This is a genomic window from Parasalinivibrio latis (assembly GCF_036825535.1).
GTDB lineage: Bacteria > Pseudomonadota > Gammaproteobacteria > Enterobacterales > Vibrionaceae > Parasalinivibrio > Parasalinivibrio latis.
This window is the reverse complement of record NZ_CP098813.1, coordinates 722,904-736,690: the sequence shown is the minus strand read 5'-3', so window position 1 is coordinate 736,690 and position 13,787 is coordinate 722,904. Positions and strand designations below refer to the sequence as shown.

The following is a 13,787-nucleotide window of genomic DNA, read 5'->3' as shown; positions in this document are numbered from 1 at the left end:
GCCATTGTGGCGCCCTCTTTATTGCAACTAACCCTGTTATCTCAGGAACCGGTTCATCTCGCACATAATATTATTAAGCGGGATCCCAGTGAGTTCCTTATTGTCTTTCTTATTCAGTGCCGGTGTCAGTGTTTCCATTGCGCCACCGGGGTAGACCACATCAATTTCATCCTGTCCAACAATGGCATAATTAAAGTAACTGCCAATAATCGTCCAATCCCTCTCCCCTTTTTCATTGAACATATTGTGGCCTACGGAATAATCCTTGTAAGGCGTAGTGACGCCCAGCACCTTGGTCATCAACATTGGAACCACATCGAAATGCGTTGTAATCCAGTTGATATCCTGAGGCTCAATTCCCGGACCGGCAACCAACATAGGCACGTGGATCTGTGCCTGGGAGTAGTTGCTGCCATGTCCCCAGAAATTCATGTGGTTATCGTTAAACTCCTCGCCATGGTCAGAAGTGATCACCACCAGCGTGTTTTTATCTAAACCCGTATTTTTAAGCGTATCCAGCACCTCGCCAATCTGCTCATCAACATAGAACAGCGCATTGCGGTAAAGGTTCCGGTACGGCAGTGGGTCCAGACTGTTATTCAGTGCCATATAGTCAGGAACGTCCCAACTCGGGGTGAATTTTTTTTCCTTCCCTGACGGAAGTTCCTTACCGTGTGCTGCATCATAAAACAGCATGCCCATAAACGGCGTTGTCCCATCCTGTTTTTTCAGGAATGAAACCATATCGTCGGTAATACGGCGGTCCCGTTCTACAGAGGAATCGCCAGGAGTAAACAAACGCAGGCCTTCAATACCGGAGAAAATCGTACGGTCAAAAGGAGGGTGGTTTAAAGGGGCAGAACCGAGGATCTCAAAATCGTATCCCTGTTTGGCGAACGTCCCCATCATTGCCGGCCGTACCCCACTGTTCCGGAATGAGTCCCAGTACGTTGCAGGAAGGCTGTAAAAAAGACTGAACATACCCGCCTGGGTGGAGTTCCCCCCACTAAGGTGGTGATGGAAACGCGCGGCATGCTCTCCAAAATGTGCAACGTTCGGTGTGATCTTGGCGGTTTCATCGTCATAGCGCCAGGCATCAATCATGATAAACAGCACATTGGTTTTTCGCGCAGGTTCTTTGAACACGATTGGAGAGCGTGGATAGAGCAACTGCCCACTTTCAACTTTACCCATTTTCTGGGCCTGCTCCCGGGCTTCATCAGCATTTACCAACCCGGCATTAATGAATGCCGATTTGGCTGTCAGCGGATAGTAAAGCGGAAAATGCCTTGTCAGGGATGGAATAGCACTTTGGTAGTTTGCATCTTCCCAGGCATGTAACCCCTGGCTGAACAGTAAACAGCTAAACCAGGCACTATACCCAAGTTTTCTCCACGGGAAACGGGACTCATCAGCCATACGGGCAACATGACCAAAAATAAACTGAACCCCCACCAAACCAGCCAGGATAGCACCAATCTGGATCCAGTTTTTCAAAGGCAGTTCAATGACGCCCCCGGCCATAAAGAGGTCAAAGACAAATCCACTCAAATGGAAACGGTACTGGGCATAAGACAATACATCTGTCAGCAACAATGCGCTGGCTGAGAATGCCAGAATGCGAGCAACAGTTCTGACAATCCGCCCCGGGAGCCATGTAATCAACAGCGTTGCCATCAAGCCTACAAAAATAAAAGCCCCCATCCAGCCAACTTGCGTCGCCAGGATATAGCTTTTAATCAAAGGCTCCTGAGAATAAAAGCGCAGCCAAGGCCAATAGCCAGAAGAGAGCGCAGCCACCAGCAGGATATTCAGTAACCAGAATATTCCCAACCAGCGACTGTTTCGCCAAATTCGTTCAATAAAAGGGTTCAATGACATCACTCCACTTTTACAAGTGGGGCAATATTACAAAATTACGTGACCTATATCACATATTTAAATCAGTAATAATTGTGCATCTTATAAGAAAACAAACAATCTTAGTAAGTTATATCGAACAGTGTTCATAAAGAGGTTATATTTCGACCGCTCATTCTAAGCAAAACACCCTTAATAAGTAGTCTTTATTGTGCAGACACCATCAGATAGGCAGACAGCTTCAAAAGTGGTAGGCAGCGGTACCGATAACCTGGTTGGTATTTGCGACACTGTCATGACTGAAGCTCGCTTCCGCACCTAAGTACAGACCTTGGAAAATCTGGTACTCCACGCTGAGGCTGGTGGTTACACCCATTTTCCTTTGATATTCGCCAGGTACAATTTGGTTCAATTCACTGTATTCCGGGCCGTCCTCTTTAATCGATTCGTACTCGAAAGCATCTGATCCAGTAACTTTATATTCAGTGTATGTCAGCCCTAATCCTGCCTTTACAATTAAGCGATCGTTCACATCGTAAAAATAGACGGGTTTGACGTTAATTTGCTTAGCTTTCAGCATTGCATCCCACTCACGCTCTTTGTGGTATTCATCACCGAAAATCCCCCCCGGCTTGCCGGTATCAACACCCAGGTACCTGTTCTTCGATGCATCTGCATCAAACTGGTTGTATCCCACTTCAATACCAAAATTATTTTCAAAGCGGTAACCAACATAGGCTTTCCATACAGCATCTGAACTGTCAGGTTTTAAGCCGGTGCCATCTGAAAATGAGACTGTATTGTCATGTGAAAGTGTGTTGTAGCCATAGCCTAAAACCAAATAGGGTTCAGCACATGCAGCCATCGAAACAGCAAAAACAGGAAGAGTGAGAAGGAGTTTTTTCATCAGGTTGCCAGAATGCAGGATTGTTACTATCGAATTGCCAGCGGCGAAGCTTAACCGGCTGGGTCTGAACATAATCTGAATAACCAAGGGGATCTGGAGACGCAGCCTGTGACAACTACTGTATATTCCCCTTTCATAGACTGCTAGGCTAGGCAATCGCGCAATTTTTCACCGCCATCAAGGATGAAGAAATGAAAGACGAAACCATTGCACTGCATCACGGATATGAGACAGACCCAACCACCAAAGCTGTTGCTACCCCTATTTACCAGACGGTTGCCTACGAATTTGACAATGCTCAACATGGTGCGGATTTGTTTAACCTCGAAGTACCGGGGAATATCTACACCCGCATAATGAACCCAACTAACGATGTTCTGGAACAGCGCATGGCCGCATTGGAAGGTGGTATTGCCTCGCTGGTTGTCAGTGCGGGCAGCGCTGCGATTCACTATGCCATCCTGACTCTGGCAAAATCCGGCGACAACATAGTTTCCACCCCGCAACTCTATGGCGGAACCTACACATTGTTCGCACACATGTTGCCGGGTCTTGGTATCGACGTCCGGTTTGCCAAGGATGACAAAGCAGAAAGCATCGCTGAACTGATTGATGAAAACACCAAAGCGGTCTATTGCGAAAGCATTGGCAACCCGGCTGGTAATATCGTGGACATCGCCGCATTCGCAGATGTTGCCCACCAGCATGGCGTGCCCTTGATGGTCGACAATACCGTTGCCACACCGGTGCTGTGTAAACCTATCGAGTTTGGTGCTGATATCGTGGTCCACTCACTCACAAAATACATTGGTGGCCATGGTACGACGCTCGGTGGCGTGATCGTCGACAGCGGTAAATTCCCCTGGGCTGAACACCCTGAGCGCTTCCCAGAGTTCAGCCAGCCTGAGCCTTCATACCACGGAGTGGTATACAACGATGCTTTTGGCCCTGCGGCATACATTGGCCGAGCGCGTACCGTGCCACTTCGTAACACCGGTTCAGCCCTCTCTCCTCTGAATGCATTTATGTTGATTCAGGGGCTGGAGACCCTCCCCCTCCGTATGGAACGTCACACTGAGAACGCACTGAAAGTGGCCCAGTATCTCCAGAACCATGAGAAGGTTGCCTGGGTAAGCTATGCAGGGTTGGAAGACTCCCCTCACTATGAGCTGGCCAGGAAATATATGGGTGGAAAACCTTCTGCCATTCTGTCGTTTGGGCTCAAAGACGGTTATGAAGCAGGTGTACGTTTCTATGATGCACTTAAGATATTCAAGCGTCTGGTAAACATTGGGGATGCCAAATCTCTCGCCTGTCACCCAGCGTCGACAACGCACCGCCAGTTGACAGAGCAGGAACAGAAAGAAGCCGGCGTATCCCCGGAAATGATTCGCCTGTCTGTCGGTCTTGAACATATCGACGATATCATGGAAGACCTCGACCAAGCACTGAACGCCTGATAAGTTAACAGAATCCAACGCCCCATTCCGGGGCGTTTTTTATGAAGAATGAAGCGCTGTCCCCAAATCACTCAGGAGCACTTACCTTTAAGTGATTTGGGTATACTTGTGACTCCGGCATGCAGAATGGGCAATCTTCATCAGCCAAGCCCATAATCCCATCATCGCGCCGCATAGCATGTCCCAAGCCCGCTTCAAACCCCATACGGTAACCGGCCTCTAACTTTTTCCGGTTCATAGTAAGCCGTTCAACCGTAAAATCATCTGTGGGTGTCAGTACACGGACAACGCAGTCACTAGGCGGGTTTCGTATAAAGTCGAGCGAAGCATTGTAGTTGTCTGCCCGTCGTACCATCGCATCCGCCACACCGGGATAGCGGCCCAGTATACGCTTTACCAGCCAGGGGTATTTCGCATCTGGCATCTCGTACCCCAGAGGATGGGAAAGTACGACAGTAATGTCCCTTGCCCCTCGCCTGTAGGCCTCTCGAACAGGAATGGAATCCGCAACACCACCATCGGTATAACACCCGCCTGAAAAACAGGGACTCTGCCTGTATGCCAGGGGCAGCGCACAGGTTGCCTGCATCACATCGTCAATATTCTCCGGGTTTATGCGGTAATAATCTGCTTCTCCGGTTTCGACACTGGTGACTGTTGCCAGCATTGGAATGCTGTTAAAAAATGCGCGCTTGTCCAATGGGTAAACGAGCTCTGAATTAAACCAAAGCCAACGGACATCGATGAGATCACCACCCCGGGCAAACCTGCCAGGGTTAAAAAAAGCTTTCTGGGTTGCCAATTCGGTGATGACCTTGTAACTGCGCCCCTGCTGACCGGCAAGATAGCCAATAAGGGTTGATGCACCGGCAGAGACACCCACAGCAAAGTCATAAGGCTGGAAACGCTTTGCCAGAAACGCATCCAGTACGCCACTGGCAAAAACTCCCCGCATTGCCCCGCCTTCAACAACCAGTGCCCGCTTCCCGTACATCTAACTACCCCCACAAATACTCTCAGAGGCTTAAAGGGTAAGGCAGGGGCCGCACGAACAAAATGTGCTTGTCCCTATGGTTACGATTGATAAAGCCTTTACAAACGAATCTGTATCCCTTCAGAAACGCATTGTTTCCTTATGTGGATTGTGAATTGTTTTCAGCGTGTTTAACATTTCAGGTACATCCCCTACAACATGGATACTGTCATGACACTGGAAGCCATAGACTACAATGCACCAGATGCTGCGGAACGCTTTGTTACTTCACTCAGAGAAACGGGGGTTGGTGTACTGAAGAACCACCCTCTGCAACAGTCACTGGTTCAGTTAATTTACGACAAGGCATACCTCTTCTTTAACAGTGACGAGAAAAACGAATATCGCTTCCACGTTGAAACCCAGGACGGTTTTTTCCCTTCTGAAGTATCAGAGGTAGCCAAAGGTCACACGGTTAAAGACATAAAAGAATATTTCCACTACTACCCTTGGGGACAGTGCCCGCTTTCCATAAAAGCTGACCTTTCACGCTACTATGAAGATGCAGGTGCATTAGCTTCTGAATTACTGCGGTGGGTAGAACAGTATTCACCAGAAGAAGTGGCAAAGGGTTACTCTCAACCTCTGTCTTCGATGATAGAGGGCAGCGACAAAACCCTGTTGCGCGTACTTCACTACCCGCCAATGACCGGGACAGAAGAAGCCGGAGCTATTCGCGCTGCAGCTCATGAAGATATTAATTTGCTGACCATTCTTCCTGCTGCAAATGAACCCGGACTGCAGGTGAAACTCAAAGATGGCACGTGGAAAGATGTGCCCTGCGATTTTGGCAATCTCATCATCAATATTGGCGATATGCTACAGGAAGCTTCCGGGGGGTATTTCCCTTCAACCACTCACAGGGTGGTAAACCCGGATGGAATGGACAAGTCAAAATCGCGGATTTCATTGCCACTCTTTCTTCATCCAAAGCCGGAGGTTGTTTTGTCAGAAAGGCACACTGCAGACTCCTACCTGATGGAGCGGCTGCGTGAGCTGGGGGTAATATAATCCCACACTGAAAAGTATGGTAAATCGGCAATTTACACTGTAAAAATTAGCCGGGAGATTTTACCTGTGGATCATTTCAACCAATAAACACGGTCAACGTTTGGCCTGGTTGAGATCATACATCCAAGGCTTTTACGGCAATGCTGCCGAGATGAGAACGCAGCATTGTCAAAACATGCTCCCGGCTAACATTTAGCTCCTCCAGAATTTTTTCCGCAGAGTCCTGCGTCAAATCCCCTTCAACAGCTTTTTTCTTGAAAGATTCAATTTCAGAATCATAGCGGTGCAGCTTATCTATCTTTGATTCCAGCATTTCATCCAATTCGATGATTATTTTCATTCTTGCCCCCATGCTCAAATGCAACGAACCCTCAATAAAATCACTGAAAGAAAACATGCGCTCGAGCTCGCTTCAAAGATTCTGTTTTTACAACGCCTAATCACTATTGAGCTTATAATTTCAATAAGATCTGAATTGTTTCATCATTGAGAAAGTACACGGGGTTTTCATCACTTACTGAACGAATAACGCTTTACTGTCTTCTGACACTCCCAGCCAAACAATTCATCCCAGTAAATAGTGAAAAGGAATGAACGAAGATGAAAATGCGGGTACCTACGTGGACTATCGTTGCGACAGGCTTGGCACTTAATATCATTTCTGCCCTGATGACAAATTTCTACATTGATGAGGCGACTGAGGACGTGAGTTTCCTAGGGCAGGAGCAGGTTGAAAACAATAAGCGTATTGCGCTTATCTGGCAGCAGGTAGAAACCATAGAAAGGAAGAGGGAGAATCTGTTGGTGTTGTTCGCGCAGAAAGATATCCCGGACAGTATCATGACGGAAACCCGATCCAATCTTGAGCGTTGGCTGCAAAATACCGTCCCGCCATTAAGCCTTTCTACCCTGCCGGATGTCATGGCGTCCATAGACAATGCACAGGCGCTCAGGCGTGAAGAAATAAACGGTATCTACCTGGCAAATATTGAGTTGGCAGAAAAGCAGACCTCCCAGATGAAAGAGCTGGCATCCCTGAGAAACCTTTCACTGTTTCTCCAACTCATTGGCCTGTGCCTTATTCTTGCCCGGGATTTAAACCGGAAATAAAAACCCCCAATGCCATAGCTATTGGGGGTCAGGTCTCTACCCGGAGTACAAATTTATTTCACGCTGGCTCAGGCACCTGCCACAACCACATTGCGCTTGCGCAGTTTGATCCGGCTTTGTGCCAGAATAACACCGCTCAACACCATGCCGCCGCCAAAAAGATGGTAAACCGTCAGATGCTCATTCAACAGCGCAGCTGCCATACCTGCAGTTATAAGCGGCATCAGGTTCATAAACATCGCGGCACGGCTTGCCCCCAGCACACTGATGGCCTGCATCCAGCACCATGGGGCTATCACAGATGCAAACACAGATGCATAGGCAATTAATCCCCAGGCTTCTGTTGGGATAGCAATATCACCGGACATCAACCACATAGGCATTAAGAACAACAATGCAAAGGCACCTTGCATATACACCGCAACCCAGGTGCTCAGGGTCAGGTTCCAGCGTTTCAGCAATACACAATAGAGAGCGTAAACAATTGAAGCCAAGAGGATCAGAGCATCACCGGTTGAAATCCCTTGTTCTACCAGCATCAAGGGATTGCCTTTTGTCAGCATCATCACCAGGCCACTCAATGAAATAACCGCCCCCACAAGTGCATTCCATGTCAGCCTCTGGGCCAACAACGGGACACTGAACATAATACTCAGGAGCGGAATCAACGCACTGACCAGTGTCATATTGGTCGCTGACGTCGACGCCGCAGCGTAATATCCCAACGACTGGTTAAGGGCCATTCCCAAAAACGCCAGTGCTGCCAACTTTCCAAGCCACGGCCGAATTTCAGACCAACGGCGTATCACTACCGGCAGACAAAATGGAGTCAGCAGCAAAATGGCAAAAAACCAGCGGTAAAAAGACATCGCACCGGGCGCTATCACATCCGTGGACAGCTTGCTTACAACGGCATTCCCTGCCCAAATCGATACGGTGATCAGGGCAAATAAGTAGTACATTCCTTCTCCGGAAACAGACAATCCTGCCGAGGAACCGACAGAAAAAAATCGCCAATAGAAAACGCCAACCCATTACTGTTTGCGTTTTAATCAATAGATAGTTTGACACGTCAGTTTTGATAGATATATTTCTAATCAGACATCCTCTATCGTTTGTCGGACAATAATTATGGCGCGTCGTTACACCCCAATATTTGACGAACAAAATCCCCCCGGAGAGATTTTTTTCGGGCACGAGGACTTTCTGCCCGGCACAACTACCCCACCCCACCAGCACAACTGGGGCCAACTGCAATTTACCCGAGGCGGCATTATGGAACTGGTCGCTGAACGCCAGCGTTTCCTCGCCCCCGCACGTTACGCTATCTGGGTTCCCAAAGGGGTTATTCACCAGAGCTATATGCGTCGCTCTGTAAGCTACTGTTCGATGAACATCACCGAACCCAAAGCCCTAGCTTTACCCGGCAGCGTCTGCCTGCTTGAGGTATCCCCTTTGATGCATGCCATTATCGATGAGTTGCGCCAGCGTCTTATTTCCGTCCCCGAAAAAGGCAGGGAATCAAGGCTTGCACAAGTGTTGTTTGATGAAGTAACCCATGCGCCGGTACAAAACCAGTTTCTCCCTGCTACTAACGACAAATTAGTCGCACCAATAATCAGGGCACTACAGCACAACCCGGCAGATCACCGCACACTCGCTCAATGGGCAGATGAAATTCATACCACGGAGCGCACACTGGCCCGGCATTTTAAAGACTCTGTCGGGTTCAGTTTCAGCGAACTGAAACAGCGAATCCGGTTTGTCCATGCCATTACCCTGCTGCGCAAAGGCAAATCCATTACCCATATCGCGCTGGAACTGGGTTACCACCAGGCATCACCCTTTATCTCAATGTTCAAAAAGCACGCAGGCTGCACACCGGATCAGTACAGAAACAGACCCCAGCCATGACGCCGGACACATTCACAGGGCAAATACATTGCAGACATTCAGAAGGGGTACATAATTAAGGTAAGACGCTGATATTCTAGAATTACAGGGAACTTTGATGCATCGGGAAACACAGGTCTTTTATTCTGTCTATGTGCGGAGTTTTAACGACAGTAACAATGACGGTATCGGAGATCTGGATGGTATCACCGCAAGACTGGATTACCTTTCCTGGCTGGGTGTAGACGGCATCATCATCTCCCCAATATTTCTCTCTCCACAGACTGATTTCGGTTTTGATGTAACCGACCACGAAGCCATACAACCGGAACTCGGTGACTTTCCTGCCCTGAAAAAGCTGGTGGACAGCGCCCACAAAGTCGGTATCAAGGTGTTGATGGAGCTGGTTATCAACCACACATCGGATCAACACCCCTGGTTCAGGCAAAGCCTGAAAGACAAATCCAACCCCAAAGCCGACTGGTATGTCTGGGCAGATGCTAAGCCCGACGGTACGCCGCCCAATAACTGGCAGTGCATTTTTGGCAGTTCAGCCTGGCGGTGGCACCCAAGCCGGGGGCAATATTTCCTGCACAATACCTTCAGCAACCAGCCAGACCTCAACTTTCACCATCCTGCCGTCCAGGATGCCGTGCTGGCAATGATAGAGGGTTGGCTGAAACACGGCATTGACGGTTTCCGCATCGATTCGGTTAACCTGCTGTTGCACGACGAAAAACTGCGCAGCAACCCGGCAAAACAATTACCCATGCAATCGGCGGAGCGTCGGGATCCGCGCTGCTACCAAAAACAGCGTTATAACCTCTCACGTCCGGACAACATTCATGTTCTGCGCAGGATCCGGGGGTTGTGCGATCAATATGGTGACAAAATCTTGCTGGGATCGTTAAGCGATCCGGATCCCTTCCCGGTCATCGACAGTTACACCAGTGAGGGGGATGCACTCGATGCAGCAAACCTCTTTGAGTCACTGAGCCTTTGCACCGATATGCAAGAAGCAGGCGACCACCTCAGCCGGTTTGAACATGCCGTACACCCGGGTATGGGGTGCTGGAGTCTCAGCAATCATGACATTGCCCGCACCGTCAGCCGTTGGTCACAGGCAGGCAACCAGCCTGAAGCTGCCCGGTTATTGATCGCCTTTCTACTTTCCCTTCGGGGCATCCTGACAGTCTACCAGGGAGAGGAGCTTGGGCTCTGTGAAGCAGAAGTTGATGAGAGTGCCCGGCAGGACAAACATGGCATGCAAAGCGCGCCGGGCTACCACGGTCGTGACGGTTGCCGTACCCCAATGCCGTGGCACCACGAGGCTGCGAACCTCGGGTTCAGTGACGGTATTCCCTGGCTCCCGCCTTTTGAGCCCCACCGCCCGTTTACCGTCGACAACCAGATTCGGGATCCCCAATCTGTACTGCATTTCAGCCGGGCATTTCTGGCCTGGAGAAAAGAACAGCCTGCACTGCAAAGCGGCGGGCAGCGGATTCTGGCCTATAACCACGCCCTGATGGTGCTTGAACGCAGCCACCCGAACCAGACGTTGATCTGTGCCTTCAACGCGTCCCCCGTTCCTGCAAGGGTACAATTGAACTTGCCATCCGGGGCTTCTGGGTTTGACGCACCACAAACCGGTGCGTCTGAGGCTGTATTGGAAGGGGATGTTCTTCTGTTGGGCCCCTGGCAGGCCTGGTTTGGCATTCCAGGGGCAAATTAGGTTGGAGTTAAGGATTAACCACCAGTGAAAGGTCCACTCCTCCGACGACAGATCGTTGGAAGGCCTGGCCATTTTCATTAAACAGGTGGCAATGCTCTGGCGGTAATTCAACAGGGCACCGGTCTCCTGCACTGATTTTACTCTGCCCCTCCAGACGAACCACCAGCGGTTCGCTGCTCTGGGGGGTAGAGAAATACATCAGCGACTCATTGCCCAGTTGCTCGATAACAGCGACTTCAACACCGCCATCGACAAAGGCATCTTCCTCCCCGAGCCGGATATGCTCAGGACGGATACCAACGGTAACATGGTCCCCTTCTTTGCAATCCTGGGTATTGGCACTTACCGTGATCACTTTTCCGCGGTGGAGCTGCACCTGCGAACTGTGAACACCCGGTTTTAGAAGGGTACCGCTCAGGAAATTCATCTTTGGCGAACCGATAAACCCGGCAACAAAGGTGTTCGCCGGGTGATTGTAGAGATCCAGCGGGGAACCTACCTGTTCGACCCGGCCGGCATCCAGAACTACAATTTTCGTCGCCAGGGTCATGGCCTCTACCTGATCGTGTGTCACATAGATCATGGTCACACCAAGCCGTTTGTGCAGTTTGGCGATTTCCATCCGCATCTGAACACGCAGCGCTGCATCCAGGTTGGAGAGCGGTTCATCAAACAGGAACACTCTGGGTTCGCGTACAATGGCCCGGCCTATGGCCACACGTTGTCGCTGTCCGCCGGAAAGCTCCTTGGGTTTACGTTCCAGTAAATGGTCAAGCTGCAGGATTTTAGCCGTCTCATTAACCCGACTCTCAACAGTGTCCTGCGCGGTTTCAGCAAGACGAAGGCCAAATGCCATGTTTTCATAAACTGACATGTGGGGGTAAAGCGCATAAGACTGGAATACCATCCCAATCCCCCGCTCCGGCGGCGGGAGGTCGTTGCAGACCTCCCCGTTAATGGTGAGGATACCATCGGTCACATCTTCCAGCCCGGCGACAAGCCGGAGCAGTGTCGATTTTCCGCAACCAGACGGACCGACAAATACGACGAATTCACCGTGATCAATATGCAGATCCACATCCTTGATAATATGAACCTTGCCAAACTTCTTGTTTACTCTATTCAGAATTACTTCTGCCATGCGCGGGTTCCTCCCTGCATAAAAAACCGGCCTGGTATGGTGGTAAGCGAAGCTTGTTCGCAACAACCAGGCCGGAAAAACCATGTCCTTCAAGATATTGCCAGTCACCGTCAGGCAAACTGACATCTACCTCTTCATTTGAAAGGTTCAAAGCAACAAAAACCGATTGCCCCTCAATTTCCCGAATGAAGGCAATGCCACCATCAACAACTTTAGCGGAATGGAGCGAACCGCGAACCAGGGCCGGATACTGCTTACGCCATGGAAGAAAACGCCGGTAATGGGCCAGCATCGCATCACTTTTCCCTTCCTGGGCATCCACCGCAAGCGGCAAATGGGCATCAGGTACAGGCAGCCAGGTGTCAGTGTCACTGAACCCAGCGTTTTTCCTATCCTTATGCCAAGGCATCGGCGTCCTACAGCCGTCCCGCCCTTTGTATTCTGGCCAGAACGGAATGCCGTATGGGTCCTGGATCTTCTCAAACGGAATATCCGCCTCTGGCAACCCCAGCTCTTCCCCCTGGTAAATGCACAAGCTACCCCTGAGCGACGAGAGGAAGGCCAACATCACTTTCCCGTAGGCAAGTTGATCTTCCTCTTCGGCCCCCCAACGGGTGATCGCACGTACCACATCGTGGTTAGACAGCGCCCAGCATGGCCAGCCATCACCAATGGCTTTCTCTATCCGGTCAATGACGGAGTAAAGGTAACCCGGCTGACGGTAGATATTGAGCAGGTCGAAGGTGTAAGCCATATGGAGCTTGTCATTACCGGACGTATATTCCGCCATGATCTTGAGTGGATCATCATCTCCAATTTCGCCTACCGTGGTGATGCTGTCATACTCATCAAGCAGTACCCGTAGCTTTTTCAGGAAGCCAATATTCTCGGGCTGGGACAGGTCATAGACATGCCTTTGCATCGAATAGGGGTTGGTGCTCGGTACGCCCAACGTCCGGTCTTCACCGGTCGGTACGGGCGGGTTATCCCGCAGTTGCCTGTCGTGGTAGTAGAAATTCACGGTATCCAGACGGAAACCGTCTACACCGAGGTCAAGCCAGAACTGCACCACATCCAGCAACGCTTCCACCACATCCAAATTGTGGAAATTCAAATCCGGCTGGCTGGTCAGAAAGTTGTGGAGGTAGTACTGCTGGCGCTGGCTCTCCCATTGCCAGGCGCAACCGCCGAAAATCGACAGCCAGTTGTTAGGTGGTGAACCATCGGGGCGCGGATCCGCCCAGACATACCAGTCCGCTTTGGCGTTGGATCTATCCTTACGGCTTTCCTTGAACCAGGGATGTTCATCTGAAGTGTGGCTTAACACCTGATCAATCATCACTTTCATACCGAGTTCATGCGCGGTGTTGACCAGCGCCTTGAAATCGTCAAGGTTACCGAAAAGAGGATCCACATCTTTGTAGTCAGACACGTCGTACCCGAAATCTTTCATCGGGGAACAGAAAAAGGGGGACAGCCAGATAGCGTCAACACCCAGTGATGCCACATAGGGCAACTTTGCAGTGATCCCGGGCAAATCGCCCACACCATCACCGCTGGCATCAAAATAGCTGCGGGGGTAAATCTGGTAAATTACGGCTCCGCGCCACCAATCGTTTTGGTTCATTGTTGCTTTCCTT

At 50.1% G+C, this 13,787-nt stretch carries 12 protein-coding genes; 5 read left to right on the top strand and 7 right to left on the bottom strand.

Going from position 1 to position 13,787, the window contains the following annotated elements:
* Positions 1-36 precede the first annotated feature (36 nt).
* Together NF212_RS20385 and NF212_RS20380 are read right to left on the bottom strand one after the other, a co-directional pair.
* Positions 37-1,881: a DUF3413 domain-containing protein gene (locus tag NF212_RS20385; RefSeq protein WP_434362733.1), complete on the bottom strand. Its 1,845-nt coding sequence runs from the start codon at positions 1,879-1,881 to the stop codon at positions 37-39.
* A gap of 220 nt (positions 1,882-2,101) precedes the next feature.
* The gene (locus NF212_RS20380) at positions 2,102-2,767 is read right to left on the bottom strand and encodes an AcfA family outer membrane beta-barrel protein (protein WP_434362732.1); all 666 of its coding nucleotides are present in this window, start codon (positions 2,765-2,767) and stop codon (positions 2,102-2,104) included.
* 191 nt (positions 2,768-2,958) lie between these two features.
* On the opposite strand from NF212_RS20380, the gene NF212_RS20375 reads away from it, so the two are divergent.
* The gene (locus tag NF212_RS20375; protein WP_434362731.1) at positions 2,959-4,227 is read left to right on the top strand and encodes an O-acetylhomoserine aminocarboxypropyltransferase/cysteine synthase family protein; all 1,269 of its coding nucleotides are present in this window, start codon (positions 2,959-2,961) and stop codon (positions 4,225-4,227) included.
* Positions 4,228-4,294: 67 nt separating this feature from the next.
* On the opposite strand, the gene NF212_RS20370 is transcribed toward NF212_RS20375, so the two are convergent.
* Entirely contained in the window at positions 4,295-5,221 is a 927-nt protein-coding gene (locus tag NF212_RS20370; protein WP_434362730.1) for a patatin-like phospholipase family protein, read from the bottom strand.
* A 210-nt stretch (positions 5,222-5,431) separates the two neighbouring features.
* Here NF212_RS20370 and NF212_RS20365 point away from each other — a divergent pair, with 210 nt between their 5' ends.
* Positions 5,432-6,271, top strand: coding sequence for a 2OG-Fe(II) oxygenase family protein (locus NF212_RS20365; protein ID WP_434362729.1), 840 nt, complete (start codon positions 5,432-5,434; stop codon positions 6,269-6,271).
* Positions 6,272-6,386: 115 nt separating this feature from the next.
* Here NF212_RS20365 and NF212_RS20360 read toward each other — a convergent pair whose 3' ends face one another.
* The gene (locus NF212_RS20360; RefSeq protein ID WP_434362728.1) at positions 6,387-6,611 is read right to left on the bottom strand and encodes a hypothetical protein; all 225 of its coding nucleotides are present in this window, start codon (positions 6,609-6,611) and stop codon (positions 6,387-6,389) included.
* A 260-nt stretch (positions 6,612-6,871) separates the two neighbouring features.
* On the opposite strand from NF212_RS20360, the gene NF212_RS20355 reads away from it, so the two are divergent.
* Entirely contained in the window at positions 6,872-7,381 is a 510-nt protein-coding gene (locus NF212_RS20355; RefSeq protein WP_434362726.1) for a hypothetical protein, read from the top strand.
* Between the two features lie 68 nt (positions 7,382-7,449).
* On the opposite strand, the gene NF212_RS20350 is transcribed toward NF212_RS20355, so the two are convergent.
* A complete protein-coding gene (locus NF212_RS20350; RefSeq protein ID WP_434362725.1) occupies positions 7,450-8,343 on the bottom strand; it encodes a DMT family transporter in 894 nt (297 codons plus the stop codon).
* A 169-nt stretch (positions 8,344-8,512) separates the two neighbouring features.
* Here NF212_RS20350 and NF212_RS20345 point away from each other — a divergent pair, with 169 nt between their 5' ends.
* Both NF212_RS20345 and NF212_RS20340 read left to right on the top strand, forming a co-directional pair.
* On the top strand, positions 8,513-9,295 hold the full coding sequence (locus NF212_RS20345; protein ID WP_434362724.1) for an AraC family transcriptional regulator: 783 nt from the start codon (positions 8,513-8,515) through the stop codon (positions 9,293-9,295).
* Positions 9,296-9,392: 97 nt separating this feature from the next.
* Positions 9,393-11,006, top strand: a complete 1,614-nt coding sequence (locus tag NF212_RS20340; protein WP_434362723.1) for an alpha-amylase family glycosyl hydrolase — start codon at positions 9,393-9,395, stop codon at positions 11,004-11,006.
* Between the two features lie 7 nt (positions 11,007-11,013).
* Here NF212_RS20340 and NF212_RS20335 read toward each other — a convergent pair whose 3' ends face one another.
* Together NF212_RS20335 and NF212_RS20330 are read right to left on the bottom strand one after the other, a co-directional pair.
* The gene (locus NF212_RS20335) at positions 11,014-12,147 is read right to left on the bottom strand and encodes an ABC transporter ATP-binding protein (protein WP_434362721.1); all 1,134 of its coding nucleotides are present in this window, start codon (positions 12,145-12,147) and stop codon (positions 11,014-11,016) included.
* Positions 12,125-13,774: an alpha-glucosidase gene (locus NF212_RS20330; RefSeq protein ID WP_434362719.1), complete on the bottom strand. Its 1,650-nt coding sequence runs from the start codon at positions 13,772-13,774 to the stop codon at positions 12,125-12,127. The genes NF212_RS20335 and NF212_RS20330 overlap by 23 nt, the downstream gene beginning before the upstream one ends.
* Positions 13,775-13,787: the final 13 nt, after the last annotated feature.